This is a genomic window from Nocardiopsis synnemataformans, from assembly GCF_965343085.1.
Classification (GTDB): domain Bacteria; phylum Actinomycetota; class Actinomycetes; order Streptosporangiales; family Streptosporangiaceae; genus Nocardiopsis; species Nocardiopsis alborubida.
Genome location: NZ_CBDRFA010000021.1, coordinates 1 through 24,997 on the forward strand (window position 1 = coordinate 1; position 24,997 = coordinate 24,997).

Sequence of the window (24,997 nt, forward strand, 5' to 3'; positions counted from 1 at the left end):
CCCCCCCCCCCCCCCCCCCCCCCCCCCGCTCGCGGTGGACCCACCAGGCCAGGGCGACCAGACCGCCCGCCGAACTCGCGTACATCAGCACGTTGTGGAGCAGGTGCGGGCCCGCCACCGGAGTGCTCAGCAGCGGCCAGGACCGCACCAGGGCCCCGCCCGTCTGGGTGAAGGAGTCCCAGGCCATGTGCGTGGCCGACCCCAACGCCAGGGCCGCGACGATCAGCACGGCGGCCCGCGCCGACTCCCGCGCCGACCGGGGAGCCCGGACGCGTGGGGCCGGGGACCGTCCGGCCAGCGCGTGCAGCGGGGGCCGGAGCGCGTACGCGTACACCGCCAGCACGGCGCCGCCGAGCAGCACGTCCAGCCACAGCCCGGCGGGGCCGTGCGTGGTCGCCGCGGCCACGGGCAGCGGCGGTAGTACGGCAGGTCCGGCGCCACCGACCCCACGACCAGGGCCGCCGGAGGCAGCCCGGTACGCGCCAGTGGCAGGACCGCCGCGACATGGCTGGGGGTGAAGGGCACGTCGTCCTTCCTCGGCAGGGGCCGACCCGGCCCCGGTGGGTCCCGCTACTCCGCGTCCAGGTACTGGTAGGTGGCCAGGGTCCCCCCGATGAGCACGTAGACCTCGTAGGGGGAGACCGCGTCCTCCGGGGAGTCCGACCCCGCGAGCCCGCCGTCGCGGGCGTAGCAGAGGTAGGGTGCCCGCTCCGCGCCCGGCTCGACGGCCACGACGTCGTCCATGTCGCAGTACACCGCCTCGACTCCGTGGTCGAAGCGGATGGTGTCCTCGACCACCTCGCGCACGGTGGGCAGTTCCGGGTACTCGAACCGGAAGGCGGCGCCGCCGTCCCCAGCCAGGACCGGGAACTGCATGTCCAGGCCGCCGTAGGTGAGGGTGCAGTTCAGGCCCGGTTCGACGGGCTCCGTCATCTGTTCGGGGCACGCGGCGGCGGCGCTCGGATCGACGAGGGAGGCCTTGCGGGACACCTCCGTCAGCAGGGCCCAGGCCGCCCGCTCGGACACGGACGCGGAGGCTTCGGGCTCGGGAGGCAGGGCGGACTCGTCCACCTGGGGTCTGGAGCCCGGTACTGGAGCTTCGACGAGGAGCCCGGCGAGCTCCTCCTGGGACAGCTCCTCCGGCGGAGTGCCCTCAGCGGCGGTCTCCTCGGCGGCCTCTTCCGAGGGCGCCGAGGCCTCCGCGGGGTCCTCCCCGCCGCCACAGGCGGACAGGGCGAACACGAGCGCGAGGGAGACCGCCGGGGTGAGGGCGAAACGGCCGTGAGGGGGGAAGAAGGGCATCTCTGTCCTTTTCGTCCTTGGTGGGGGTGGGGGGAGGGGGATGCCGTGGACCGTGAAACACGTGGGGAGGCCCGCCAATCCGACTCCCGTCACCCTCCGTCGGTTCACCGAACACCAGGGGTGTGTCCCACTTCACTGAAAGAACGCGTGCCGTGACACTTCGGTGAAATGCGGGGCCCATGGGGCGCGGAAGACCCCCTGAGGTGTCCGCCTCCACAGTGAGCAGGCACGGGAGCGCGCACACCCGGTTCCGGCCGTGCGCGTGCGCCGCGTCCCCGTCCCCGGGCGGTCGGTTCCGGCCACCCGGGCCGGCGGACCGCCTACACCCTTTCGATCGCGTACCCGCTGTGCTCGCCGTAGTCGACGGTGAACTCCGCCGTCTCCCCGGTCGTGTCGTCCAGGGCCACGCACGTGGTGAGCTCCTCGCCGACGTCGGCGACCACCACCTCGCCGTCGAGACCGCAGTCGACGTAGGGGAAGAGGCTCCACACGCGGATGTCGTGCTCCAGGTTTTCGAGGATCACCGGTCCGGTGAGCAGTTCGGTGGACTCGGCGGCGTAGTCCTCCGTGCTCCTCTCCGCGTCGAGCGAGACCTGGTACTCGAACTCCTCGCCCATGTAGGTCACGGTGCAGACGTAGCTCTCCACCTCGTGCAGGTCGACGTCCGGGCACTCGGAGGTGGCGTCGGGGTCCGCCGTCCACGTCCTCTCGGTGACCTCCACCAGGGCCCGGTGGGCGAGCAGCTCGTGCCGGGGCGTGCCCGGGACGGGCTCGGGCGGCATCAGCGACTCGTCGATGCTCGGGCCCTTCTCGTTCTCCGTGGGGACCTCGCCGTAGGTGAACCCCGTTGTGTCGACCTCCGGCGCGGCCTCCGCCCCGGGGTCGGCGCCTCCGCCGCACGCGGTCAGGGCCAGAACGGATCCGGCGAGGACGAGGCCGAGCGCCGTGGGGCGCTCGCGGACGGGGATCTGCATGGGGGACCTCCTGGGGTCGTCGAACGACGTGGGGGAGCGGTTCGTGCGCGCACCGTCACCCTTGGGGCGAAGGCGCGGCCACGCGCGTCCGGTCCGCCCCCGGGAGGGCACGCCGCACACTGTCGGAGGGACGGTGCGCCGCACGTCGCCGGGTCGGGGGACCGGTGGCGCGGAAGGAGGGACCGACGTGTCCTCCGGCGGGCCCGGCCCGACACCCCGGTGTGCCGTGCCCCACACCCCGGGGCGGCGCGACCGGACGCGATTCTCTACCATCCACTATATGGACGTCCCTGAGAGCGGGGCCGCCGGATCCGGCGCCCCCAACCCGGCCGACGGGTTCCCCGCCGCCACACGCGAGCGGTGGCGCGAACTCGTGGCGGGGGTGCTGCGCAAGAGCGGTGTCCCCGAGGACCGGCTCGCCGACACACCCGAGTCGGCACTGGCCACGCACACCTACGACGGGTTCGACATCGAGCCCCTCTACACATCCGACCCCCCGGCCGCGGACCCCGGCTTTCCGGGACTAGCCCCCTTCGTCCGGGGCCACCGGCCCGGCGGGGCGGTTCCCGAGGGCTGGGACATCCGCGCGCGCCACACCGACGCCGACCCGGCCGTCCTGCGGCGACGCCTGCACGCCGACCTCATGAACGGCGTCAGCTCGCTGTGGATCGCGGTCGGCGGCACCGGACTGCCCGTCTCCGCGCTCGGCCAGGCCCTCAGCGACGTCCACCTCGACCTCGCGCCCGTGGTCCTGGACGCCGGGGCCGACCACGCCGACGCCGCCACCGCGCTGCTCGACGCCCACGCCGACGCGGGCGTCCCCGACGGCCGGATCATCTCCCACCTGGGCATCGACCCCCTCGGCACCGCGGCCCTGGCTGGCGAGCGCCCCGACGTCATCGACCCCGCGCGTCTGGCCGCGGAGCTGGCCCGGGGGCGCCCCGGGCTGGGGCTGCTCGTGGCCGACGGCCGCCTCGTGCACAACGCGGGCGGCTCCGACGCCCAGGAACTCGGCTTCGCCGTCGCCGCCGGGACCGCCTACCTGCGCGCCCTGCACGCCGCCGGGATGGACCTGCCCGACGCCGCGCGGCGCATCGAGTTCCGTCTGGCCGCGAACGCCGACCAGTTCGGCGTCATCGCCAAACTGCGCGCCGTCCGCGCCATGTGGGACCAGGTCCTCGACGCCAGCGGGGTGCCAGCCGACCAGCGCGCCATGCGCCTGCACGCCGCCACCTCCGAGGCGATGATGACCCGGCGCGACCCCCATGTGAACATGCTGCGCACGACCGTGGCCTGCTTCGCCGCCGGGGTCGGGGGGGCCGACGCGGTCACCGTCGCCCCCTTCGACTCGGCCGTGGGCCTGCCCGACGACTTCGCCCGCCGCATCGCCCGCAACACCCAGTCCCTGCTCATCGAGGAGTCCCACCTGGCGCGGGTCATCGACCCCGCCGGGGGCTCCTTCTACGTCGAGGCGCTCACCCGCGACCTGTACCGGGCGGGCTGGGCGTTCTTCCGGGAACTGGAGGCCGCGGGCGGGGCCGCCGAGGCCGTCGCGCACGGCCTGCTGCGCGAGCGCGTGGACGCGGTGTGGACGCGCCGCCGTCTCGACCTCGCCCACCGGCGCTCCCCGCTCACCGGCGTCAGCGAGTTCCCCAACGCGGACGAGACCCCGCTGGTCCGGTCCGCCGACCCCGCCCGGCCCCCAGCACCGGTCCCCGGGGGCTTCCCGGTGCGCCGCTACGCCGACGACTACGAGGCGCTGCGCGACCGCAGCGACGCACGCGCGGGCGACACCGGCCGACGGCCCACCGCCTTCCTGGCCACGCTGGGCCCGGTCGCCGCGCACACGGCCCGCGCGTCCTTCGCGGCCAACCTGCTCGCCGCGGGAGGCGTCGCGTCCCACGACCCCGGCCCGCTCGACGGCGCCGCCGCCGTCGCGGAGGCGTTCGCCGCCTCGGGCAGCCGCGTCGCCGTGCTCTGCTCCTCCGACGCGGTCTACGCCGAGCAGGCCGAGGACGCCGCGCGGGCGCTCAGGCGGGCGGGGGCCCGCATGGTCCTGCTCGCGGGCGCGCCCCGCGACGTCTACCGCGAGGCCGGGGTCGACGCCTTCGCCCACCGGGGGTGCGACGCCGTCGCCCTCCTCACCGACCTGGTCGACGTCCTGCTCACCGATCCGCCGGCACCGTCCGCCACTGCCGAGGGGGCGCACGCATGATCCCCGACTTCTCCGACGTCCCGCCGCGGCTCCCCGCCTTCTCCGGTGACACTGCCTCCGGCGACGCTGCCTCCGGTGGCACCGCCTCCGGCGGCACCGTCTCTGGTGGCACTGCCTCCGGCTACGCCGCCTGGCAGAAGGCGCTGGAGGCGGGTACCGGCAAGGCCGCCGACGCCCTGGAGTGGGAGACACCCGAGGGCATCGGCGTCAAGCCGCTGTACACCCCCGCCGACCGCGCGGGCCTGGACTTCGTGGACGGGCTGCCCGGCATCCCGCCCTACCTGCGCGGGCCCTACCCGACCATGTACGTCAACCAGCCGTGGACCATCCGCCAGTACGCCGGGTTCTCCACCGCCGAGGAGTCCAACGCCTTCTACCGGCGCAACCTGGCCGCCGGGCAGAAGGGCCTGTCGGTCGCCTTCGACCTGGCCACCCACCGCGGCTACGACTCCGACCACCCCCGGGTGGCGGGCGACGTCGGCATGGCGGGCGTGGCCATCGACTCCATCTACGACATGCGCCAGCTGTTCGACGGGATCCCGCTGGACCGGATGAGCGTGTCCATGACCATGAACGGCGCAGTGCTGCCGGTCCTGGCGCTCTACATCGTGGCCGCCGAGGAACAGGGAGTACCGCCGGAGAAGCTGTCGGGGACCATCCAGAACGACATCCTCAAGGAGTTCATGGTCCGCAACACCTACATCTACCCGCCGAAGCCGTCGATGCGGATCATCTCCGACATCTTCGCCTACACCTCGCAGCGGATGCCGCGCTTCAACTCCATCTCCATCTCCGGCTACCACATGCAGGAGGCCGGGGCCACGGCCGACCTGGAGCTGGCCTACACCCTGGCCGACGGCGTGGAGTACATCCGTGCAGGTCAGCGCTCTGGACTGGACGTGGACGTGTTCGCGCCCCGGCTGTCGTTCTTCTGGGCGATCGGCATGAACTTCTTCATGGAGGTCGCCAAGCTCCGCGCCGCCCGCCTGCTCTGGGCCCGCCTGGTCAGGGATCTGGGCGCGGCCAGGGACAAGTCGCTGAGCCTGCGCACCCACTCCCAGACCTCGGGGTGGTCGCTCACCGCCCAGGACGTGTTCAACAACGTGGCCCGCACCTGCGTGGAGGCGATGGCCGCCACCCAGGGCCACACCCAGTCGCTGCACACCAACGCCCTGGACGAGGCGCTGGCCCTGCCCACCGACTTCTCCGCGCGCATCGCCCGCAACACCCAGCTGCTGCTCCAGCAGGAGTCGGGCACCACCCGCGTCGTGGACCCCTGGGGCGGCAGCTACTACGTGGAGCGCCTCACCCAGGAGCTGGCGGCCAAGGCCTGGGAGCACATCCGGGAGGTCGAGAAGGCGGGCGGCATGGCCGCCGCGATCGACGCCGGGCTGCCCAAGATGCGCATCGAGGAGGCCGCCGCCCGCACCCAGGCGCGCATCGACTCGGGCCGCCAGCCGGTGATCGGTGTCAACAAGTACCGCCCCGACACCGCGGACGAGATCGAGGTCCTCAAGGTCGACAACTCCCGGGTGCGCGCCCAGCAGCTGGAGAAGCTGCGCCGCCTGCGCGAGGAGCGCGACGAGGACCGGGTGCGCGCCGCGCTCGACGCGCTCACCGCGGCCGCCGGGGGCGAGTCCCGGGCGGACGAGGCCCTGACCGGCAACCTCCTGGCGGCAGCGGTCGACGCGGCCCGCGCCAAGGCCACCGTGGGCGAGATCTCCGACGCGATGGAGAGGGTCTTCGGCCGCCACTCCGGGCAGATCCGTACGATTCAGGGTGTGTACAGGGACGAGGCGGCGGGCAGCGCCGACGCGGCCGACCTCATGGAGCGCGTGGCCCGCCGGGTGGAGGAATTCACCGAGGAGGAGGGCCGCCGTCCGCGCATCCTGGTCGCCAAGATGGGCCAGGACGGCCACGACCGCGGTCAGAAGGTGATCGCGACCGCCTTCGCCGACCTGGGCTTCGACGTGGACGTCGGCCCGCTGTTCCAGACCCCGGCCGAGGTCGCCGCGCAGGCGGTGGAGGCCGACGTGCACGTGGTCGGGGTGTCCTCCCTGGCCGCGGGGCATCTGACCCTGGTGCCCGCGCTGCGCGAGGAGCTGACCCGGCTGGACCGCGGGGACATCATGATCGTGGTGGGCGGGGTCATCCCCCCGGCGGACTTCGCGCCGCTGCGGGAGGCGGGCGCGTCGGCGATCTTCCCGCCGGGGACGGTCATCGCCGAGGCCGCCGTCGACCTGCTCGACCAGCTGGAGGAACGGCTGGGGTAGGGGGGAGCGCGGGGGCGCCGACCGCCGGGCCGGCCGTCCGGGCGGCACGGGCACGCGGCGGACGAGGGCGCGTCGGCGGAGGAACGCGGCGGATGAGTACTCGGCGAACGGGGACGCGGCGGAGGAGTACGCGGCGGAGGGCAGACACGTCGGTGAGCGACGCGGCAGGCGGGGACGCGGCAGAGGGCAGAGGGAAGACGTGTCGAGCCGGGGCGCGGCCCGGGGCTGGGGAGAGGGAGGCAGGCGTGGCGGAGCAGGGTCCCGTGCCGGGCGCGCGGCGTTCGGCGCGGCGCCGTCCGGTGGACGTGGACGCCCTCGCCGAGGGGGTCCTGGCCGGGCACCGACCCACCCTCGCGCGGGCGATCACGCTCGTGGAGTCCCGCCGCCCGGACCACGCGCGCGCCGCGCAGGAGCTGCTCGTGCGGCTGCTGCCGCACACCGGCGGGGCCCGCAGGGTGGGGGTCACCGGGGTTCCCGGCGTCGGCAAGTCCACGTTCGTCGACGCGCTGGGCACCCGGCTGACCAAGGCCGGGCACCGGGTGGCGGTGCTGGCCGTGGACCCCTCCTCCACGCGCACCGGCGGCAGCATCCTGGGCGACAAGACCCGGATGGAGCACCTGGCGGTGGACCCCAACGCCTTCATCCGGCCCTCGCCCACGGCGGGGACCCTGGGCGGTGTCGCCCGGGCCACGCGGGAGACCATGCTGCTCATGGAGGCGGCGGGGTTCGACGTGGTCCTGGTGGAGACGGTGGGCGTCGGACAGTCCGAGGTCGCGGTCGCCGCCATGGTGGACTGCTTCTGCTTCCTCACGCTGGCCCGCACGGGGGACCAGCTCCAGGGCATCAAGAAGGGCGTGCTGGAGCTGGTGGACGTGGTCGCGGTCAACAAGGCCGACGGGCCGCACGCCGAGGACGCGCGCAAGGCGGCCCGCGAGCTGTCGCGGGCGCTGCGGCTGCTCCAGCCGGTACACCCGGACTGGCGTCCGCCGGTGCTCACGTGCAGCGGCCTGACCGGCGACGGGCTCGACGAGGTGTGGGACGCCGTGACCCGGCACCGCGCGGTGCTGGAGCGCGACGGGGCGCTGGCTGAGCGCCGCAGCCGCCAGGGGGTCAGCTGGATGTGGGATCAGGTCCGCGACCAGCTCATGGACGCGTTCCTGCGCGACCCCCGGGTGGCCTCGCTCCTGCCGCGGACGGAGGAGGAGGTGCGGTCGGGGGAGACCACGGCGACCCTCGCCGCGCGCACGCTGCTGGACTCCTTCACCCGGGACCGGGGCCCCTCCGCCGGGTGAACCCGGAGGCGGCGCGGTGCCGGGGCGCGGACCGGAGGGGTGAACCCGGAGGCGGCGCGGTGCCGGGGCGTGGATCGGAGCACTCACCCGGGACCGCGGGTTTTGTCCGCCAGGTGAACACACGGTGACGGTGACGCCGCCGTCCAGCGGTGTCCGGGTGTCCCCGGCGCATCCCATGTCATGAAATGTCCCGGTGGCAACGGTGGATAACGGGTGCTCACCGCCAGGTTCGTGCCCAGGAGGCGAAAATTTCTTCCGGTATGCCATTCCCGAACGGGCGGTTCGCTTATACCGTGTGTGTCCAACGACTTACCAGGCTCGCGGGCGTACCAGACGCTCCCCCCTGACGTCGGACCGGCTCTGTGGGAGTGGCGCCGGTCCGGGTGGGCGTGGTCCGCCGGTCTGCGTATGGTTAAGCGAAGGGACCCCTCACCATCTCAACGTGGGGCCGGGAGGAGTGAACGTGCACAGGCTTGGGCTGAGCACGCGGGTGGAGAGCCGCAGCGTCATCGTCGCGATCGAGGGAGAACTCGACATCGCGACCGCCGCCGACCTCCAGGAACACATCCAGTCCGCTGTCGAGGACCACGGTCCTTGGCTGATCCTGGACCTGTCAGGTCTGGACTTCATGGACTCCAGCGGTCTGAACGTCATCATCAACGCCTACAGAACCGTCCGTGAGCTGGGCGGATCGCTGGCGCTGGCCGCTCTGAACGAACGCGTCACCAAGGTCGTCCGCCTGGTCGGCCTGCACCGTCAGGTTCCGGTCCACCAGACCGTGGCCACCGCCGTCGCCGCCATGGAGGCCCTGGAGGCCAAGCGCCAGGCCGGATAGCTTCCGGGAGCATGAGCCCCATCCTCCCCCCGAGTCCCGTGGACATCTCCTGGGACCACAACAGCCACTACCACGAACACCTCCTCCGCCACGTGCCCCCGCACTGCGCCCGAGCGCTCGACGTCGGGTGCGGCGGCGGCAGGTTCGCGAGGGCCCTGGCCTCCCGCGGGATCGCCGTCGACGCGATCGACCCGGCACCGCGGATGATCTCCATGGCACGGGAGCTCACACCCGCGCGGCTGCCGGTCGACTACCGTGTGGCCGCGCTGGAGGAGGCGGATCCGCGCCCCGGGGGGTACGGGTTCGTCAGCTCGATCGCCAGCATCCACCACATGCCGTTCGGTCCCTCGCTCGAACGGATGGCCGCCGCCCTCGCCCCCGGCGGCACGCTGGCCGTCCTCGGTCTGTACGCCGAGAAGGACGCCGCCGACGTCGCGACCAGCCTGGCCGCCCTGGGCCCGCAGTGGGTGGTCGGGGCCGGCCTGCGGCTGGGACGAGCGCTCACCGGCACACCGAACCTGCACAGCGTGGGACCCACCGCCGAGATGCCGATGCGCGATCCGCGGATGGGCCTGCGCGAGATCGCGGAGGAGGCCGGGGAGGTGCTGCCCGGCGCACGCCTGCGGCGGCTGCTGTTCTGGCGCTACTCGTTGTTCTACACGCGACCGGCCTGACCCCGTTCGAGGTCAGGCCGTCGTTTCGTGTCGGTCGGTTCCCGCTGGGGGCTGGTCCGTTGGGGATCAATGTGCGCGGGGATCAGTCGCCACTGCCACCGCCACCGCCGTCACCGGAGGAGGAGCCTCCCCCGTCGGCGGATGAGCTTCCGCCACCTCCGAAACCTCCGCTGTTGCCCGGGCTCCAGCCGGTGCCGCCACCGGGTCCACCGAACGGAGGCGCGTGGCCCTCCGGTCCCGGGTGCCCCGGGTTCTCGGCGGGCCCGACGGGCGTACCGGGGTGGCCGTGCCCGTACCCGGAGCGGCCGTGCCCGGGCGGTGCCGGGTGGGTCTGCCCGAACCCGTACGGCTGGCCGGGCGCGGGCGGTGCGAACGCGTGACCGGCCGGAGGGCTCGCGGCGGCCGGACCCGCGGCGCGTGCGGCAGCGGACTTCGACCGCACCAGCGCGACGGCGAGCGCGATCAGCGCGCCGGTGACCATGAGCCCGTACACGATCTCCACGAGGAGGCCCGTCACCGAGTTGGCCAGCAGGAACGCGTTGGTCTCCAGACCCATGGCCCCGATGGCGGTGACGACCACGACGTTGGCCACCTGGGCGAGCGCGGCGATGACCATGAGGGCACCGGCGGTCCGGACGGCACCCGGGGAGGGTGAGCCCTTCGCCCGGACGAGGGCGAGCACCGCCACCGCGAGCAGGACGACCGTGCCGAGGAGGTAGAGGAAGGACATCGGAGAACTCCTCGCGTCAGCGGGTCGGGGAGGGGTGCGGGCCGGACCGGGGTCCCGGCGGCGGAGGGGCGGCCGGATTCGGGACGCGCCTGGCCGCGGCCAGCACCAGGGTGAGCAGGCCTCCGAGGAAGACCAGCGTGAACACCAGGTGCAGCAGGTTGGTCACGGGGGACGTCGGGGAGAGCGTGCCCATGTACAAGGCGTAGAAGCTCCAGATCTGGACCGCCAGGTCGCCGAGGGCGCCGATGACGAGCAGGGCGCCGCCCGTCGCCACGAGCTTCTTGCGGTCGGCGGCCACCACGCCGGTGAGGGCCAGCACGATGATGCCGAAGAGCAGGTAGAGGCCCTCGAAGAACAGGGAGACGAAGGAGGAGAAGGAGAAGACGGTGTACATGGGAGAGATATCGGACATCCGGAGCCTTTCCTGGGATGGCGCGCAGGGCCAGACTCTAGCGCCGGGTCTCTCTCCGCGTCGAGGCGTGTACCGACCGTCCACCGCCTGCCCGTGCGCCGTGGGACGGCTGATCCGCCCCGGGGGTCCTCCACAGACGGTCTCCGTCCGTGGCGAACCCTTCTACCGTTGACAGGTACGGCGGAGCGGGGGCGGAACGGTCGGAGACGGCGTCGTGCTCGCGAACGCGGGCGGAAGGGGTAACGGATTGTCCGTATCCGGCCTTCCCGCCTAAGAAATTCCGGATTTCTGGCATGCTGCTCTACACCGCACCAGCATCCGTTCACCATCCCCCAAGGAAAACAATGCGCCTCCTGAGCACCGTCGTCGCGGGTACGGTCATGTCCACCGCGGCCCTGCTCCCCTCCACCGCTCTCGCTGACCACTTCGGCGTCTCCATCGAGGCGATGAGCTCCCCCTGCGCCCCCGTGACCATTGCGACCAGGTGGTTGGGAGAGGACAGCCCGTACGAGGAGGAGGCCCGTCTGGTCGTCCTCACCCAGGACGGTGTCGAGACCGCCCCGGTGGGGGAGAGCCTGAACGTCGGGCCGGAGGACATGTCCGTTCCCCCCACGAGCACGCGCAGCGGTGAGGTCTACTACCGCGTCTGGGTGGGGCACGAGCACTACTACGGCAATCCGGCGCCGTACGACAAGGAGGCCCTCCTCGTTTACCTGGACGAGGGAGGGTCGCCGCTCGCCGCGGACGTCCCCGGGGTGCCGTGGAGCGTGGCGTCCGCCGGGCCCTGTTCCGAGTACGAGGACCCGCCCACTCCGGAACCGAGCCCCTCCCTCCCCGACAGGGGTCCCTCCCCTGAGCCGACCCCCTCCTACCCGGGCACGGACCCCTCCGTGGAGCCGGAGCCCACTCCGGCTCCGGACCCGACCGGAGAACCGGTCGGCTGGCTCTCCGACCTTCCGAGTGCCCCCGAGGGCATGAAGCCCGGTCAGTGGTGCGACACCGAGGACCGGCTGGTCACCTTGTACGCCTACACCGACACCTCGGCGTTGCAGTGCCAGGACGACAACGGCTGGCGGTGGGTCGAGGTGCACTCTCCGGAGGAGCTCATCGTCCCGCCCTCCGGTGACCCCACGGCCACCCCCACCGACTCGCCCTCGCCGACACGGTCCCCCGACCCCTCCCCCGCGCAGGCCGCACCGCCCGCCGAGGACCCCTCGAAGAGGCTCCCGGTGACCGGAGCCTCCCTCACCGCCCTGGTGCTGGTGGCGGTCGTGGCCGTCACCGGCGGTCTCGCCGCGCTGTGGGCGGCCCGGGGCAGGGCCGGAGGCACGGAGACGGTCTGACGGACCCACCCGGCACCGGGCGGACACGCGCCGTCCGGTGCCGACCGGTACCCGAAGAGCTGTCCGACCGGACACGGGCGTCCGGGCCGTGGCGTTGGGCGGACCCGCCGCGGGAGTTTTCCACAGATCCTTTTCGGCTGTGGCGGCCCCCGCCTCCGGCGAGGAACATGGGAAGCGGTGGCAGAACAGCCGGAGGTGACGTCGTGCTCGTGGTGGAACTGGATCGGATCGACGGGGTGGGGACCGACCTGGTCGGCGGCAAGGCCGCCGGGCTGGCCGGGGCGATCGCGGCCGGAGAACGCGTGCCGCCGGGTTTTTGCGTCACCACCGAGGCCCACCGCTCCGGGAGGCTGCCGGAGGAGGAGGTGACCGCCGCCTACGAGGCCCTCGGCGGCGGCCGGGTGGCGGTGCGGTCCAGCGCGACCGCGGAGGACCTGCCGGACGCCTCCTTCGCGGGACAGCAGGACACCTACCTCGACGTCGAGGGCGCCGACGACCTCCTCACGGCCGTGCGCCGGTGCTGGGACTCCCTGTGGACCGACCGCGCCGTCGCCTACCGGCGTGACCGGGGCATCGACGACGACGGGGTGCACATGGCCGTCGTCGTGCAGCGCATGGTCCAACCCCGGGCCGCGGGGGTGCTGTTCACCGCCAACCCGGTCACCGGCACGCGGGACGAGACCGTCCTGGACGCCGTTCCGGGCCTTGGGAGCGCGGTGGTCGACGGCACGGTCCAGCCCGACCACTACGTCGTGGCCGCGGACGGCGGGACCGAGGGGCCGGGTGGCGGATGCCTGTCACCGGAGGAGGTGGCGGAGCTGCACGCCGCCGGGCAGCGGCTCCAGCGTCACTTCGGCTCACCGCAGGACGTCGAATGGGCCCTGGACAGCGACGGAACCCCCTGGATCCTCCAGTCCCGCGCGGTCACCACCCTCTTTCCGCTGCCCGACCACCACGACGACGGGCCCCGCGCCTACTTCGAGGTCGGCAACATGCAGGGCATGCTCCGCCCGTTCACCCCGATGGGCCTGTCCGTGCTGGGGGCCGTCGCCTCCGCGTGGTTCGGCTCCTGGAGCACCGGACCCGACGACGGGAGCGGGACGGTGGTCTCGGTGGCGGGCAGGTTCTACCTCGACCTCACCCCCTACCTGCGCAACCGCTGGATCCGCGGCGCGCTGCCGGGCAGCATGGTCGTCTACGGCCCCCGGGCCGCGGCAGCCGTCCGCTCCCTCCTGGACGACCCGCGGTTCGCCGCGCGCCCGGGTGGACGGATCAACCTGGGCAGGGCGGTCGGGGCCGTCGCGCGGGCGCTGCCGCTCACCGGCAGGATCCTCGGGGACGCCGTGGCCGCGCTCGTCGATCCCGACGACGCCAGGCGGCGCTTCCTGCGGGCCGGTGAGGTGCTCCGGACGCGGGCCACCCGCGCCCCGGAGCACGCGCTCACTCCCGCGCAACGGCTGCGGCACGCGACGCAGCTCCAGAACGAGGCGCTGACGGAGGGGATGGTCCCGATGATCGGGCCCCTGTGCGTCGGTATCCTCGCCGCCAGGGCGCCCGATCTGCTGCTCAGGGGGATCGCCGAACCGGGCGATGTGGCCGCCGTCCTCGGCGGGATGCCGCACAACGTCACCACGGAGATGGACCTCGCGCTGTGGCGGCTGGCGGACGGGGCGCGCGGGTACGGCGAACTGCTCCGGGGCACCCCGCCCGAGGAACTGGCGGCCAGGTACCGGGCGGGGACGCTCCCCGACATCGGCCTCAACGGTTTCCTGGAGAGGTACGGGCACCGCGGCGCCGCCGAGGTCGACGCGGGCGTGCCCCGGTGGTCGGAGGACCCCGCACCCCTGTTCGCGGCGGTCGCCAACTACCTGCGGGTGACCGACCCGGAGCAGGAACCCGACCGGAGGTTCGCCCGGGCCGCCGCCGAGGCCCAACGCACACGGGACGCGCTGGTCCGCAGGGCGCTCGCCTCCCGGCCCGTCCGCGCGCGTCTGGCGTCGTTCTCCTTCGACCGTGCGCGCGCCCTGACCGGGATGCGGGAGTACCCCAAGTTCTCCTGGCTGTTCGCCATCGCCGAGACGCGTCGGCAGCTCCTCCTCGTCGGCGCCGAGATGGTCGGGGCGGGACGGCTGGACGCGCCCGACGACATCATGTTCCTCCACATGCCGGAGGCGCGCGCCCTGGTGGAGGGCGCGGACCAGCGCGCGCTCGTCGCCGAGCGCCGCGCCGAGTACCTGCGTGAACGCGGGCGCCGCCGGGTGCCCCCGGTCCTGCTGTCCGACGGCACCGACGTGGAGGCCGCGCTGCCCGCCCTGCCCTCCGGGCGGGACGGGGAGTTCCTCGGCGTGCCCGCCTCCTCAGGAACCGTGACCGGGGTGGCGAGGGTGATCCACGACCCGGCGGGGGCCACGCTCGAACCGGGGGAGATCCTGGTGGCCCAGAGCACGGACCCCGGATGGACGCCCCTGTTCATGACCGCCGGAGGGCTGGTGGTGGAGACGGGGTCCACCATCGCGCACGGGCCGACGGTCGCCCGGGAGTACGGCATCCCCGCCGTGATCTGCGTCCCCGGGGCGACGGAGGTGATCCGGGACGGGCAGCGGATCACCGTCGACGGCGGTACGGGCACGGTCCGCGTCGAGGACGGGGAGAGACCGGAGGAGCCGTGACCGGCGGGGGCTAGAAACCGCCTCCGCCGCCGCCTCCGTCGGCCCCGCCGCCGTGGCTGCCGCCGGCACCGCCGCTTCCCCCGGAGTCACTTCCGCCGGAACCGTCGCCGTAGGGGCCCGGGGCTCCCGTCGGCCCGTAACCGTGCCGGGAGGGACGCTGACCGTACCCGGGCGGAGCCGCGGGCGGTCGTCCGGGTGCCGGGGTGCGCGGCTGGCCGGGGCGGTGACCCGGGCCGGACGGAACGGGTTGGCCGGGGCGGTGACCCGGGCCGGACGGGATCGGCTGGCCGGGACCCGCCTGCTGGTAGGGAAGATCGGGTTGCTGCCCTGTCCCGGCGGGGGCCGCGTGCTTGTGCCGACGGGCGCTGCGCACCCCGAACAGCAGGAGGACGACGGCCGGCACGAGCAGGAGGGAGATTACGGCGTGGTAGGTCAGGGTCACGGCCGGGAACATCGGTACGGACAGCGTCAACCGCCCTGAGAAGGAGCCGTGGAGGCCCGAGAACTGGGACCACATCCACACCTCCCAGCCGCCCGTGACGACGGCGGCGAGGATGAGGAACCCGCCCCCGGTGAGGACCAGTCCCCGGCCGCTGGGGGAGCCCCCCGCCCGCAGCAGTGCCACCACGCCGCAGACGAGGAGGGGCACGGAGTAGAACAGCAGGTTCAGGAGAAGGGAGATCATCGTCGGCTCCGGGGTCAGCGCTGTACGGGGGACGCGGGCGGGCCGGGCGGGTACGGTCCCGCGGGGGCGTACCCGGGCCGCGGAGTACGTGCGCGAGGAGGGCGCCGGGTGGCACCGAACACGAGAAGGAGCAGCCCGGTGGCGGACAGGGCGTGGCAGAAGTAGTTCAGCCCGTCGATGACGAGGAACGTGGTCCTTCCCCCGAAGAGGTCCCCGAGCAGGGACTCGACCGGAAGGAACAGCACCACGATGACCAGGCTGACAGCCGAGGCGAACAGGATCAGTCCGCCTCCGACACCGGTGAGGGCGCGGCGACCTTTCGGGGCGACGAAGCCGCAGAGCAGTCCGGCGCTCCCCAGCAGCAGGGCCAGGGCCGGTCCGATCACGTGGGGCAGTGTGTGGAAGAGCACGGAAGTCCTCGGTGAGAGGGGGAGCGGGGACCGCGCGGCGGGTGACCGCGCCGTGCATGTGACCCTAGCCACGGGCAGGGACCCTTGGGGCGGTGGCGTCCGCTTGTGGCCAGTCGGCGCCGGACCCGAACCGACCCGGCCGAGGGCTAGAAACCGCCTCCGCCGCCTCCGTCGGACCCGCCGCCGTAACCGCCCCCGCCACCGTCGTTGTGGCCGCCTCCGCCGTCGAAAGCGTCGCCACGATGGCCGGGATCGCCCGTTGTCTCGTGGGCGTTCGAGGTGTACGCGGAGGATCGGCCACCGTCGTACGGGGCGCCGCCCGGTCGTCCGCCCCGCTGCTCCGGCCGCTGCTCCGGCCGTCGCGGAACGGTTCCCCGGGGCGCGTGTCGCCGTCCCCGGGAGCTCATCACCGCGCACAGCAGCAGGACGAGCGCCACCGCGAGCAGCACGTAGGACCCGATTTCGAGGACGTACAGCACCGTGAACGGGACCGGCACCTCACCGTTCCCCACCAGGGCTGGAAGAAAGAGGAACCGGAACCAGAGTTCCCGGCTCCCCTGGACGATGCTGAGGAGCACGAGCAGCCCGCCTCCGGCGCGTACGAGGCCACGCCCGCCGGGAGCCCTCCCGGCGAGGACGAGCGCGAGGACTCCCGCCAGCAGCGGGGGGAGCACGACAGTCAGCAGCGCCAGGAGAAACTGCACCAGGTCGGGGCCCTGCTGGGTCATCGCCGGGCCTCCTCGTGCGGTCCGTCGAAGGAGGAGAACGACGGAGGGGGCGGCCCGGCCCGCGATGTCCTCCGGCTGGCGGCCAGGACCAGCAGGACCATGCCCGCGCCGAGGAGGAGCGCGGACAGGTGGTACGACACGCCCGTGATCAGTGTGGTGGTCTCCGAGTCCGCCACCCGTTCGCGCAGCCATTCGGAAAAGAGCTGGTCGAGCAGGGCCAGGACGGAGGAGGCCAGCAGCGCCGCCGCGCCCAGTCCGGTGAGCGCGCGGCGCTCCGGAGCGGCGGTGAAGCAGCAGACCAGCGCGAAGAGGCCCACCAGCAGAAGGAGGAGCGGTCCGATCAGGTAGGGCAGGTGGAGGTTCACTGCGGTCCTCTTGGGTGGGGGAGTGGGCGGGGGCCACAGCGCGGTGCGCGTCCGCGCCGCGAGGGAACCTACCCGTCCGAGGGGCGTCCGAGGCGGCCGCGGCCGCTTGTGGCCAGACCCGGGGCCCGAACCAACCCCGCCCCGGCCGCATCCCGAAACGCACGCGACCGTCTCTCCGGCGGCAGTGAAGACGACCCGGGCCTCGCCCTCCACCACACCGGTGACACGGGCCCCGGCGGCCCTACTGCCCAGAGCGAAGGCCGCGCCGCCGGGCGGACACGGGTTCGACCTGGATGTGCGGGTCGAGGAGGTCGCGGGCTCCCGGATCGGGGTTTGCCACCGCTGGGCACGTCGCCCCGGTCCCGACGCGATCAACCCGCGTACGGATCTTCCCGTCCCAGCGCGTGCTCCACCCGGAGCCGCTGGGTATGGTGCATCTCCAGTCCTGCCGCCTCCTCGGCGGTGAACCAGGCCACCTCGTGCGACTCGTCGCTGACCGCGAGCTCTCCTCCGACGACACGGGCGCGGAAGCACACGTTGAACTGGCGGCGCACCTCACCGTCGCCGTAGACGATGACGTGGCGGGCGTCGGTGTAGGTGCCGAGCAGACCGGTCACCTCGATCTCGTACCCGGTCTCCTCCCGTACCTCACGCACGGCCGCCTCGGGCAGGCTCTCGGTCATCTCCATCGCCCCGCCCGGCATCGCCCACAGCCCGTTGTCCACCCTCCGCTGCAACAGCAGACGGCCCTGCTCGTCCAGAGCGGCAGCGCTGGCAGCGACCACCAGGCTGTTGGGAACGGGTGCGTCCGGATCGTCGTAGTACTCGGTACGTGCCATCACACCTCATCGCACATCGGGGCGCTCATGCCCGGTGAGCGCGCTACGGGCCCGCTCCACCAGTTCGAGGGCCGCATGGCCCTTCACGGCAGAACGTGACAGGGCCGAGAACACGCGCCGGTACGGTTCGATCGCGTCGTCATCGGTCAGACACAGTTCGGCGCCGATGGTCTCCACGATCACGCGGTCATCGTCAAAGATCCAGAAGCCGTGCGAGGGAACCACGTCCGTGCTGCACCGCATCGGAATGACGCCGACCTCAGCCCTTCCCGAAGTGAGTTCCGCGATGACGCGATCGAGCTGGTCGGCCATGATCGTGTCCGGAGCCAGGCGGAGCCTCAGGGCGGGCTCCCATATGAGGATGTGGAACGTCTTACCAGGTGATTCGAGCACGCGTTGGCGCTCGATCCTGGCGTCCACCGCCCGTTGCCCGTCGTCAGGCACGCCGTGCAGGCGCACACCCCGGCGGAACATGAACCGTGCGTAGTCGGCGGTTTGCAGGAAACCGGGGATGCAGGATGACTCGAAGATCCGGAACCTTCGTGTCCGTTCATCCAGAGGGAAGTAGGAGTTCTGGCGTGCCTCGTGTCCGGCCGCGAGCTGGCGCCGCCAGCTCGCGTAGTGAGTCTCCAGGGAGCGCAGCTGCGTTACCAGCCCTCCAGCGGCGTCCTGGCGACCGCACAACAGTGCCCATGAGCGCAGATCGTCCGTGTTCGCGGTCTGTTTGCCGTGTTCCAGACGCGACACCTTGGAGGGGTGCCAACCGGCTCGGGAGGCCAGCTCGCGGCCAGACAGCCCGGCCTCATCCCGGAGTTCGCGCAGGCGGACGCCAAGGGAGATCCGGGCTGTCTGGTAGTCGGTCATGCAGCGCGAGATGCCATGTACTCGGTGAAGGTGAGCGCATGGTGCCAGGCGGCGTCCCGTGCCTGAAGGGCGGTCAGTACCTGCTCCGGGGCTTCGGTCAGGCTCGCTCCGAGGAAACGGTCGTCCTCGAATTTCAATCGGGCCACCGTGCGACTGTCGAACACCCAGAAGTCATGGTCGGGAAGCTCCGCCACGATCGGGTGGGTGCGCGGCAGGTAGCGGATGTCCTCGCCGACGCCGAGGTTGTAGGGGGTGCCCCACAGCTCCCAGCGCAGGTAGTCCGAGGGCGGGTCGTCGATGAGTCGGACCCGCTCCATACGCTTGCCGGTGGCCAGTTCCGCACGCATCATCTTCAGCCAGGGCTTGAACCACTCGATGTCGGAGTCGTCCCCGACCAGCCACCGCTGGAACGGTAGGTCCTCGTTCGCCTTGCCGTAGTGCGTGCGTGTCTCCAAACGCCAGGCGGTGTGTCGGTAACGGCGGAAGAGGTCGGTGAAGTCCTCTCCGCTGACGAACTCGGACATCTCAATCCTTGGGGGCGAAGCGGGTGAGCAGGGCGCGGGGGACTACGACGAACTCCTCGCCAGCAAGGACGTCGCTCAACTGGCGCAGGGCTTCGGGGTCGGTCAGTTTGTCACCTTGTACCACGATGTCGCCGGTGTCCGTCTCATACAACGTGGGGCAGGCGCCGTCCTGGGACGTGGTGCCGAGTTCGCGGAGTTTCATGGTCCTCCTCGGTTCAGGGGGTGCACTACGAGTATCTCGGGAGAAGGACGGCCGGGGCAGTTGTTGGCGGATCTGACAGACGCAATCTCGCGCAATCCTCCCGCTTGGTCGAAGCTCCCGGCCTACGCTCGCGCCGTCCGCGTTTTCCTCGCATGCCAAGGCGGTACCGGTCATGACCTCTGACACGACCCATGACGACCTTCCGCGTGTACTGGCCCCGTATGTGCGGGTCGGGGTACAGGATTCGACGCTGTTCCTTGGCTTCGGTTCGATACGCCAACCCGTACGCGACCGCGCGCTGTGGGGGCCGCTGCTGCGTCTGGCCGACCACTTCCGCGCCCCGCGCACCCGCCGGGAGGCTGCGGCCTACCTGAGTTCCTCCTGCGGCACCGACCCCGCCTCGACCGAGGCCGCGATGCTGCTGCTCGAACACGGCAACTGCCTGATCCCCGCCCACACCTACGACCGTGCCGACCGCTTCAGCAGGCACGCGCTGTTCTACGAACTCTCCGGAGCCGACGCCGAGCGCGTACAACGGCGCCTGACTCAGGCCCGTGTCGTCCTGCTCGGCTGTGGCGGGATCGGTAGCCTGGTCGCGGTCACCCTGGCCACGGCCGGGGTCGGGGAACTGACCCTGGTGGACGGCGACCACGTGGAGCTGAGCAACCTGACTCGCCAGTTCCTGTTCACCGAGGCTGACATCGGCCTGCCCAAGGCGGAGGTGCTCGCCCGGGAACTGCGGCGGCGCAACTCCTCCTGCGAGGTGCGCCCCATGGTGTGCGACGCCGCTGACAGGGCGGACCTGGCTCACCTGCCGGAGTGCGACCTCATGGTGGTCTCGGCGGACTCGCCCGGCCTGACGGGGATGGTCAACGCCCATTGCGTCGCGTCGGGGACCGCGTGGATGAACGCCTGCTACGTCAACGACATCGCGGTGTGGGGCCCGCTGGTGGTTCCGGGAACGACCGGATGCTGGGACTGCCAGCCGCTCACGGCGCGCCTGCCTGAGGACGACTTTGAACTGGCCTCCCTTGTCGCGCGGGTCAACGGCCGCTACCAGGCGCCTTCCAGTGGACCGGTGAACATGCTGGCCTCGTCCCTGGCCGCGTTGGATGTACTGCGCCACCTGGGCGGGTTCGGAACACCGGCCGCGCTGAACCGTCGTGTGGGGGTGTGGTCGCACGACCTGGCCCTCGACCACCAGGCGGCGGAGCGCGACCCCTCCTGCCCCACCTGCGCCAATGCTGTCCTCTCCTCGTCCCGAGAAGGAGCCCGATGAACGCCGATCATGACGCGGGGTGTGTCTTCTGCCGGATCGTGTCCGGGGAGGCGCCCGCGCATCGGATCTGGGAGGACGCCGACCACCTGGCTTTCCTGTCGATCTTCCCCAACACCGAGGGGTTCTCGGTGGTGATCCCCAAGACGCACCGCACCAGTTACGTGGTCGACCTGGAGCCGTCGGAGTACGCGGCCCTGCACTTGGCCGCGCGCGAGACGGCCCGCCGTCTGGACGCCGCCTTTGCGGATGTGGCCCGCACCGGGATCATGTACGAGGGCTACGGGGTGGACCACGCCCACGCCAAGCTCTTCCCCATGCACGGCACCGCGGGCAACGCGGGCGAGAACTGGCGCGAGGTGGTCTCACCGATCGAGGGCTACTTCGACCGGTACCAGGGGTATCTGTCCTCGCACGACCACACCCGCGCCGACGACGCCTGGCTCGCGGAGGTGGCCGAACGCGTTCGGAAGGCCGCTCCCTGCGCCCGACTGCTACGTGCTCCGCGCACACAGGGGCGGGACGGTCCTCAGAAGGACCGCCCCGCCGTCGTGGTGCCTGGCCTAGTTGTTGCCGTCGTCGTTCACAGCGGACCTCCTTCTCGGTACGGGGGTCGAATCACGGGCTGTGGGCGTCCCGGGTGGCCCAACCGCCTGCAACAACCATGAAAGCCGGTGCCGGGGCGCCAGCCAACGCCCTTGCACGAGATTGCTCCTGGCGCGCGGAAGCGATGACGCGAGCGATGTCGCGCCCGAAGGGTTTGCCCGGGACTGTCGGGTCCCCGGAACACGAAAGACTGGGGCCGGGAGAGTGTGACGGCCGCGCCGGGCCCTCGATCCGGCGCGGCCTCCCGAAGGGGTTCGGGCGCGGGCCGCTCCCGGCTACAGCAGGACCGTGGCCAGGTGGTGGGCCAGGGCTCCGACTCCGGTCGCGAGGGTGTAGGCGGCCAGCAGGCGGGTCGGGCCGGTGCGGGTCCAGCTGAGGCGACGGGGTCTGCGGTGGCTGTGCGGACGTTGGGAGCGGCGGCGCGGCAGTGGCGGGCGTTCTGGGCGTTGCGGGCGGGGCTGGAGCGGGCCGTCGTCGGGGGCGGGTCGCGGGCGCGGAACCGCGGGTGCCTGTGGGCGTAGCGGCGGAGGGGAGGACTTGCGCGGTCCTTCGGAGTCTTTGGTGCCCCGAGTGTTCTGAGTGCCCGGCGTGTCCCGAGTGCTCTGAGTGCCCGGCGTGTCCCGAGTGCTCTGAGTGCTCTGAGCGCTTTGGGGGTTCTGGGAGCCGCGTTCGGCCAACCGGGCGGCTTGGACGTGCATCCAGGCGGGCAGTTCGCCGTGGGCCTGGCGGTAGGCCACCCGGGAGTTGTTCGCCATCTGGTCCAGGAGTCGCTGTTCCCGGGCGGAAACGGCGGGGTTACCGGTGTTCCTGGAGCGGTTGAGGCCGTCGGGACGGCTGGAACGACCAGGGTGACCGGCGGTACCCGGGCGGACGAAGCGCTGTCCCCGGGGCGCGTCCAGGACTCGGCGGATGCGATCGGTGCCGGGCCCGCCGACGGTGGAGGCGCTCACCGGTCGGCCCTGGCGCTGGCGGTACTGGAGGGAGCGGTGGGGACCAGGGCGAACTCGGCCCACACGACGGTGCCCAGCCCGGCGCAGAAGGGGAAGTCCACCACTGCCTTGCTGCCCCACCTGGTGGCCAGGGTGTTGATGAGCAGCAGGCCCCGGCCGCGTTCGGCTTCGTCCCACTCGGTTGCGGTGCGCTGGTGCGGAATGTGCGGGAGGGAAGGGTTCTTGGTTCGAACGCCGTCGTCGGTGATGCCCAGGTGCAGGGTGGTGGCGGTGGGCATGGACAGGGTTCGGATGACCCGGCCGTTCTCCTGACTCGAACGGGAGTGAGCAGCGGCGTTGGCAAACATCTCGCTGGCGCACAGCACGATGGTGTCGGCCAGGTCAGGGCACAGGCCCTCCAGACAGAAGAGGTTGGCCCGCAGGTCCTCACGTACCCAAGCGGCCTGGGAGAGGTCGCCGGGGTAAACCCGGGAGGGCCAGCGCCGCCCGGCGAAACCTGGGGTGGGCGTGTGGATCGGTGCACGAGGACGCGGCACAATGGACATGACGCACTTCTCCTTTGAGCAGGGGTCTGTGTTGTCTGGGGCTCTGAGGGCGGCGCAATCGCCCTCAGAGCCCGTTTTCGTGTGGCCGCCCTCAACAGGCGGCCGTCCCAGCGGTGAGCGAAGCGCCGCTGTGGACCGGCCAGATCCCAGCTCTTCTCCTGCGCATCCTCGTGTCACGCACCGCGTTCATCGAGGTAGGCAGCCTTCTTCCGAAGAACCACACCGGAATCTCGCTTCGCCCTCTAAGCTAGAGAACAGCCTTAGTACTTACAAGGTCTGCATAAAAAGTGGTCTGCATTAATAGCACATGTCCTTTTTGATGCAGTGAGATGATGGGGGCGTCCCCGCCATCCGCTGTGACGACGACGGAACGAAGGAGGCCTCCGTGGCCCAGGGCTCCCCCGTGCGCAGGCACTACCTGGTGAGTCAGCTCAAGCGGCTCAGGAGCCAGGCGAAGCTGTCCCAGGAACAGGTCGCCAACGAGTTGGGTTGGGACACCAGCAAGCTCTACAGAATCGAGAACGGGCGGTTCGTCCGGCTGACGACGGAGGCCGTCGCCGCACTCTGCCGCCTGTACGGATCGAGTGACGCACTTCGTGAAGAGCTGGTGGAGATCGCCAAGGCGGCCCGCAAGCAGAAGCCCTGGTGGTTCCAGCACGAGGACGTGGCGGGCAACGCCTTCTACAGCCTGGAGAACGAGGCCACCAAGATTCAGCAGTACGCCATGGGAGTCGTCCCGGGCCTCCTCCAGCACCCGGACTACATCGAAGCCCTCATGTCGCGGGGGTTCGTGGCGGACAAGGAGGAGCGCCAGAAACGCATCGCCGCACGCGTCGAGCGCTGCACCAGCATCTTGGACCGCGACAGTTCACCCCGGATCTGGACGATCATCGACGAGTCGGTGCTCCGCTGCCTCGTCGGCGGGCCCGAGGTGATGCGGACCCAGTTCCAGCACCTGATGGAGCTGGACAAGCGCCCGAATATCGACATTCAGGTCCTGCTACTGTCCAAGGGCATGGCACAGTCCTGCGGCTACACCCTCCTGCACCTCGGCGAAACCGACCGGGTGGGCTACCTTGACGTCCCTCCGAGCGGGCACTTCTTCGAGGGCAGCGACGAGCTCGCCAACCACGAGCACGGGTTCGAGTACATGCAGGCCGCTGCTCTGCCGTTGGATGACACGCAAGACTTCATCCGTGATCTGGCGAACGACCTGGAGAAACCCTGATGACTGAGCACGAAGCCGCCGAGGCGACATTGGTGTCCGCTTCTCTCTGGCACACCTCCAGCTACAGCGTTGAAAGAGGTGAATGCGTGGAGGTCTCGGAGGGAGCAACCACCGGGGTTCGGGACACCAAGCACCGGGATCTGGGCGCGCTCCTCTTCGGCGGTGGCGAGTGGCAGGCCTTCCTGGGTGCCACGAAGGACGGTTCCCGCTAGAGCCCTGCGTGCACAGGGTGTACTCCGGGACGCCTTGGTCCACCGTGTGTCCTTCGGGTCGTTGGTCCCATGTGCGCGGCGCGCCCCGGGGTAGTTCGCGGGTATGAACAGGAACCGCGGCATCCCCCGTACCCCAGGGCGGTTCGGCACCCTCATGGGTCGATCCACCATCTACGCCCAGAACAACCCGCGTCAGTTCGGTCTCCGTACGGCCCTGGCGGCTGGCGCGTTCGGCCTCCTCCTTCTGGCCGTCGCCTTCGTCCCCCTGGCATCGACCCAGGGGACGGATCCCCTGTTCCTCGGCTTCTTCGGGGGCATCGTGCTCATGGTGCTGGTCGCGGCGGTAATCAGCGGTTTCGTCAGCACGTGGATGATGCGCCGCATGGTCAAGGGCAGACCACTGCCCCTGGACGCCGACCCGTCCAAGGCCTGGGCCGCGCACTGGCAGATCATGCGGGGCACCCTCCACCCGGATCCCGAGACCAACTGGCTCGGGCGCATCCTCGCTGACCAGAGCGACACCTCCAGGTCACCGAAGTACATGATCGCGGTCGGCGGTTTCCTCCTGCTGATCAACGTGCCGAACGCCCTCCTGTACTACGACGGCGGATCCCCGATGGCCCTGTTCAACCTGTTCCTCCTGTTCGTGCTGGTGGTCATGATCGCGACCTTCGTCCCGCTCACGATGCGCCGCCAGCGCAGGGTCCGCCAGTTCCGGGAGACCTACGACCTCGCCTCCACGGGCTCCTCCGGTACTCTCGGACGCGAGGACTGACCACGGCGCCCCTTCCTCCTCGCCCCCCACGCTCCGTGACCGCTCCTCACTCGGCGGTGCCCATCGGCG

Annotated in this window: 26 protein-coding genes and 2 pseudogenes; 12 read left to right on the forward strand and 16 right to left on the reverse strand. The window is 71.7% G+C overall.

Annotated elements, in window-relative coordinates; all coding sequences use genetic code 11:
- The 4 genes and pseudogenes from ACSIH6_RS14090 to ACSIH6_RS14105 all read right to left on the reverse strand — a co-directional run.
- A partial coding sequence (locus tag ACSIH6_RS14090; RefSeq protein WP_435108728.1) for a DUF4184 family protein occupies positions 1–406 on the reverse strand: 406 nt, incomplete at its 3' end.
- A gap of 56 nt (positions 407–462) precedes the next feature.
- Positions 463–525 (reverse strand): annotated as a pseudogene (locus ACSIH6_RS14095) (hypothetical protein); the annotation flags it as partial.
- Positions 526–570: 45 nt separating this feature from the next.
- Positions 571–1,302: a hypothetical protein gene (locus ACSIH6_RS14100; protein ID WP_435108729.1), complete on the reverse strand. Its 732-nt coding sequence runs from the start codon at positions 1,300–1,302 to the stop codon at positions 571–573.
- A 320-nt stretch (positions 1,303–1,622) separates the two neighbouring features.
- Positions 1,623–2,276, reverse strand: coding sequence for a hypothetical protein (locus tag ACSIH6_RS14105; RefSeq protein WP_435108730.1), 654 nt, complete (start codon positions 2,274–2,276; stop codon positions 1,623–1,625).
- A gap of 280 nt (positions 2,277–2,556) precedes the next feature.
- Between ACSIH6_RS14105 and ACSIH6_RS14110 the strand changes: the two genes are divergently transcribed.
- The 5 genes from ACSIH6_RS14110 to ACSIH6_RS14130 all read left to right on the forward strand — a co-directional run bounded on the left by ACSIH6_RS14110 (position 2,557) and on the right by ACSIH6_RS14130 (position 9,565).
- Entirely contained in the window at positions 2,557–4,491 is a 1,935-nt protein-coding gene (locus ACSIH6_RS14110) for a methylmalonyl-CoA mutase family protein (protein WP_435108731.1), read from the forward strand.
- Positions 4,488–6,764 carry a methylmalonyl-CoA mutase gene (scpA, locus tag ACSIH6_RS14115; RefSeq protein WP_435108732.1) on the forward strand — a complete coding sequence of 759 codons (2,277 nt, stop codon included), beginning with the start codon at positions 4,488–4,490 and terminating at the stop codon, positions 6,762–6,764. Before ACSIH6_RS14110 ends, scpA begins: the two co-directional genes overlap by 4 nt.
- A gap of 245 nt (positions 6,765–7,009) precedes the next feature.
- On the forward strand, positions 7,010–8,056 hold the full coding sequence (gene meaB, locus ACSIH6_RS14120; RefSeq protein ID WP_435108733.1) for a methylmalonyl Co-A mutase-associated GTPase MeaB: 1,047 nt from the start codon (positions 7,010–7,012) through the stop codon (positions 8,054–8,056).
- A 463-nt stretch (positions 8,057–8,519) separates the two neighbouring features.
- On the forward strand, positions 8,520–8,891 hold the full coding sequence (locus tag ACSIH6_RS14125; protein WP_061079278.1) for an STAS domain-containing protein: 372 nt from the start codon (positions 8,520–8,522) through the stop codon (positions 8,889–8,891).
- Between the two features lie 38 nt (positions 8,892–8,929).
- The gene (locus ACSIH6_RS14130; RefSeq protein ID WP_435108834.1) at positions 8,930–9,565 is read left to right on the forward strand and encodes a class I SAM-dependent methyltransferase; all 636 of its coding nucleotides are present in this window, start codon (positions 8,930–8,932) and stop codon (positions 9,563–9,565) included.
- An 82-nt stretch (positions 9,566–9,647) separates the two neighbouring features.
- Here the strand turns inward: ACSIH6_RS14130 and ACSIH6_RS14135 are convergent, their stop codons facing one another.
- A complete protein-coding gene (locus ACSIH6_RS14135) occupies positions 9,648–10,295 on the reverse strand; it encodes a hypothetical protein (protein ID WP_435108734.1) in 648 nt (215 codons plus the stop codon).
- Between the two features lie 16 nt (positions 10,296–10,311).
- Positions 10,312–10,707, reverse strand: coding sequence for a hypothetical protein (locus ACSIH6_RS14140; protein WP_435108735.1), 396 nt, complete (start codon positions 10,705–10,707; stop codon positions 10,312–10,314).
- A gap of 344 nt (positions 10,708–11,051) precedes the next feature.
- Here ACSIH6_RS14140 and ACSIH6_RS14145 point away from each other — a divergent pair, with 344 nt between their 5' ends.
- Both ACSIH6_RS14145 and ACSIH6_RS14150 read left to right on the forward strand, forming a co-directional pair.
- Positions 11,052–12,050, forward strand: a complete 999-nt coding sequence (locus ACSIH6_RS14145; RefSeq protein ID WP_435108736.1) for a hypothetical protein — start codon at positions 11,052–11,054, stop codon at positions 12,048–12,050.
- Between the two features lie 203 nt (positions 12,051–12,253).
- Positions 12,254–14,719, forward strand: a complete 2,466-nt coding sequence (locus ACSIH6_RS14150) for a PEP/pyruvate-binding domain-containing protein (RefSeq protein WP_435108737.1) — start codon at positions 12,254–12,256, stop codon at positions 14,717–14,719.
- 10 nt (positions 14,720–14,729) lie between these two features.
- Here ACSIH6_RS14150 and ACSIH6_RS14155 read toward each other — a convergent pair whose 3' ends face one another.
- The 8 genes from ACSIH6_RS14155 to ACSIH6_RS14190 all read right to left on the reverse strand — a co-directional run bounded on the left by ACSIH6_RS14155 (position 14,730) and on the right by ACSIH6_RS14190 (position 19,336).
- The gene (locus tag ACSIH6_RS14155) at positions 14,730–15,404 is read right to left on the reverse strand and encodes a hypothetical protein (protein WP_435108738.1); all 675 of its coding nucleotides are present in this window, start codon (positions 15,402–15,404) and stop codon (positions 14,730–14,732) included.
- A 14-nt stretch (positions 15,405–15,418) separates the two neighbouring features.
- Positions 15,419–15,790 (reverse strand): hypothetical protein, encoded by a 372-nt coding sequence (locus tag ACSIH6_RS14160; protein ID WP_435108739.1) that lies wholly within the window; start codon positions 15,788–15,790, stop codon positions 15,419–15,421.
- Between the two features lie 170 nt (positions 15,791–15,960).
- Positions 15,961–16,542 carry a hypothetical protein gene (locus ACSIH6_RS14165; protein ID WP_435108740.1) on the reverse strand — a complete coding sequence of 194 codons (582 nt, stop codon included), beginning with the start codon at positions 16,540–16,542 and terminating at the stop codon, positions 15,961–15,963.
- Positions 16,539–16,907, reverse strand: a complete 369-nt coding sequence (locus ACSIH6_RS14170; RefSeq protein WP_435108741.1) for an MFS transporter — start codon at positions 16,905–16,907, stop codon at positions 16,539–16,541. The genes ACSIH6_RS14165 and ACSIH6_RS14170 overlap by 4 nt, the downstream gene beginning before the upstream one ends.
- 371 nt (positions 16,908–17,278) lie before the next feature.
- Positions 17,279–17,746 carry an NUDIX hydrolase gene (locus ACSIH6_RS14175; protein ID WP_435108742.1) on the reverse strand — a complete coding sequence of 156 codons (468 nt, stop codon included), beginning with the start codon at positions 17,744–17,746 and terminating at the stop codon, positions 17,279–17,281.
- Between the two features lie 6 nt (positions 17,747–17,752).
- Positions 17,753–18,610 carry a helix-turn-helix domain-containing protein gene (locus ACSIH6_RS14180; RefSeq protein WP_435108743.1) on the reverse strand — a complete coding sequence of 286 codons (858 nt, stop codon included), beginning with the start codon at positions 18,608–18,610 and terminating at the stop codon, positions 17,753–17,755.
- Positions 18,607–19,134 carry a DUF6879 family protein gene (locus ACSIH6_RS14185; protein ID WP_435108744.1) on the reverse strand — a complete coding sequence of 176 codons (528 nt, stop codon included), beginning with the start codon at positions 19,132–19,134 and terminating at the stop codon, positions 18,607–18,609. Before ACSIH6_RS14185 ends, ACSIH6_RS14180 begins: the two co-directional genes overlap by 4 nt.
- A gap of 1 nt (position 19,135) precedes the next feature.
- A complete protein-coding gene (locus ACSIH6_RS14190; protein ID WP_435108745.1) occupies positions 19,136–19,336 on the reverse strand; it encodes a hypothetical protein in 201 nt (66 codons plus the stop codon).
- Between the two features lie 172 nt (positions 19,337–19,508).
- Between ACSIH6_RS14190 and ACSIH6_RS14195 the strand changes: the two genes are divergently transcribed.
- Positions 19,509–20,615 (forward strand): TOMM precursor leader peptide-binding protein, encoded by a 1,107-nt coding sequence (locus ACSIH6_RS14195; protein ID WP_435108746.1) that lies wholly within the window; start codon positions 19,509–19,511, stop codon positions 20,613–20,615.
- Positions 20,612–21,094: pseudogene (locus ACSIH6_RS14200) on the forward strand (HIT family protein); the annotation flags it as partial. The gene ACSIH6_RS14195 and the pseudogene ACSIH6_RS14200, both read left to right, overlap by 4 nt.
- A gap of 399 nt (positions 21,095–21,493) precedes the next feature.
- On the opposite strand, the gene ACSIH6_RS14205 reads toward ACSIH6_RS14200, so the two are convergent.
- Both ACSIH6_RS14205 and ACSIH6_RS14210 read right to left on the reverse strand, forming a co-directional pair.
- Positions 21,494–22,168, reverse strand: coding sequence for a hypothetical protein (locus tag ACSIH6_RS14205; RefSeq protein ID WP_435108747.1), 675 nt, complete (start codon positions 22,166–22,168; stop codon positions 21,494–21,496).
- The gene (locus ACSIH6_RS14210) at positions 22,165–22,713 is read right to left on the reverse strand and encodes an ATP-binding protein (protein ID WP_435108748.1); all 549 of its coding nucleotides are present in this window, start codon (positions 22,711–22,713) and stop codon (positions 22,165–22,167) included. Before ACSIH6_RS14210 ends, ACSIH6_RS14205 begins: the two co-directional genes overlap by 4 nt.
- A 385-nt stretch (positions 22,714–23,098) precedes the next feature.
- Between ACSIH6_RS14210 and ACSIH6_RS14215 the strand changes: the two genes are divergently transcribed.
- The 3 genes from ACSIH6_RS14215 (at position 23,099) to ACSIH6_RS14225 (ending at position 24,928) form a co-directional block, all read left to right on the forward strand.
- Positions 23,099–23,941, forward strand: a complete 843-nt coding sequence (locus ACSIH6_RS14215) for a helix-turn-helix domain-containing protein (protein ID WP_435108749.1) — start codon at positions 23,099–23,101, stop codon at positions 23,939–23,941.
- Positions 23,941–24,153, forward strand: coding sequence for a DUF397 domain-containing protein (locus ACSIH6_RS14220; RefSeq protein WP_435108750.1), 213 nt, complete (start codon positions 23,941–23,943; stop codon positions 24,151–24,153). The genes ACSIH6_RS14215 and ACSIH6_RS14220 overlap by 1 nt, the downstream gene beginning before the upstream one ends.
- A gap of 103 nt (positions 24,154–24,256) precedes the next feature.
- A complete protein-coding gene (locus tag ACSIH6_RS14225) occupies positions 24,257–24,928 on the forward strand; it encodes a hypothetical protein (RefSeq protein ID WP_435108751.1) in 672 nt (223 codons plus the stop codon).
- Positions 24,929–24,997: the final 69 nt, after the last annotated feature.

Excerpts from the sequence above, each read along its gene's own strand:
- ACSIH6_RS14100 (WP_435108729.1), bottom strand. The coding sequence starts at position 1,302 with ATGCCCTTCTTCCCCCCTCACGGCCGTTTCGCCCTCACCCCGGCGGTC.
- ACSIH6_RS14105 (WP_435108730.1), bottom strand. The coding sequence starts at position 2,276 with ATGCAGATCCCCGTCCGCGAGCGCCCCACGGCGCTCGGCCTCGTCCTC.
- ACSIH6_RS14110 (WP_435108731.1), top strand. The coding sequence starts at position 2,557 with ATGGACGTCCCTGAGAGCGGGGCCGCCGGATCCGGCGCCCCCAACCCG.
- scpA (WP_435108732.1), top strand. The coding sequence starts at position 4,488 with ATGATCCCCGACTTCTCCGACGTCCCGCCGCGGCTCCCCGCCTTCTCC.
- ACSIH6_RS14135 (WP_435108734.1), bottom strand. The coding sequence starts at position 10,295 with ATGTCCTTCCTCTACCTCCTCGGCACGGTCGTCCTGCTCGCGGTGGCG.
- ACSIH6_RS14140 (WP_435108735.1), bottom strand. The coding sequence starts at position 10,707 with ATGTCCGATATCTCTCCCATGTACACCGTCTTCTCCTTCTCCTCCTTC.
- ACSIH6_RS14145 (WP_435108736.1), top strand. The coding sequence starts at position 11,052 with ATGCGCCTCCTGAGCACCGTCGTCGCGGGTACGGTCATGTCCACCGCG.
- ACSIH6_RS14155 (WP_435108738.1), bottom strand. The coding sequence starts at position 15,404 with ATGATCTCCCTTCTCCTGAACCTGCTGTTCTACTCCGTGCCCCTCCTC.
- ACSIH6_RS14165 (WP_435108740.1), bottom strand. The coding sequence starts at position 16,542 with ATGACCCAGCAGGGCCCCGACCTGGTGCAGTTTCTCCTGGCGCTGCTG.
- ACSIH6_RS14175 (WP_435108742.1), bottom strand. The coding sequence starts at position 17,746 with ATGGCACGTACCGAGTACTACGACGATCCGGACGCACCCGTTCCCAAC.
- ACSIH6_RS14180 (WP_435108743.1), bottom strand. The coding sequence starts at position 18,610 with ATGACCGACTACCAGACAGCCCGGATCTCCCTTGGCGTCCGCCTGCGC.
- ACSIH6_RS14185 (WP_435108744.1), bottom strand. The coding sequence starts at position 19,134 with ATGTCCGAGTTCGTCAGCGGAGAGGACTTCACCGACCTCTTCCGCCGT.
- ACSIH6_RS14190 (WP_435108745.1), bottom strand. The coding sequence starts at position 19,336 with ATGAAACTCCGCGAACTCGGCACCACGTCCCAGGACGGCGCCTGCCCC.
- ACSIH6_RS14195 (WP_435108746.1), top strand. The coding sequence starts at position 19,509 with ATGACCTCTGACACGACCCATGACGACCTTCCGCGTGTACTGGCCCCG.
- ACSIH6_RS14210 (WP_435108748.1), bottom strand. The coding sequence starts at position 22,713 with ATGTCCATTGTGCCGCGTCCTCGTGCACCGATCCACACGCCCACCCCA.
- ACSIH6_RS14220 (WP_435108750.1), top strand. The coding sequence starts at position 23,941 with ATGACTGAGCACGAAGCCGCCGAGGCGACATTGGTGTCCGCTTCTCTC.
- ACSIH6_RS14225 (WP_435108751.1), top strand. The coding sequence starts at position 24,257 with ATGAACAGGAACCGCGGCATCCCCCGTACCCCAGGGCGGTTCGGCACC.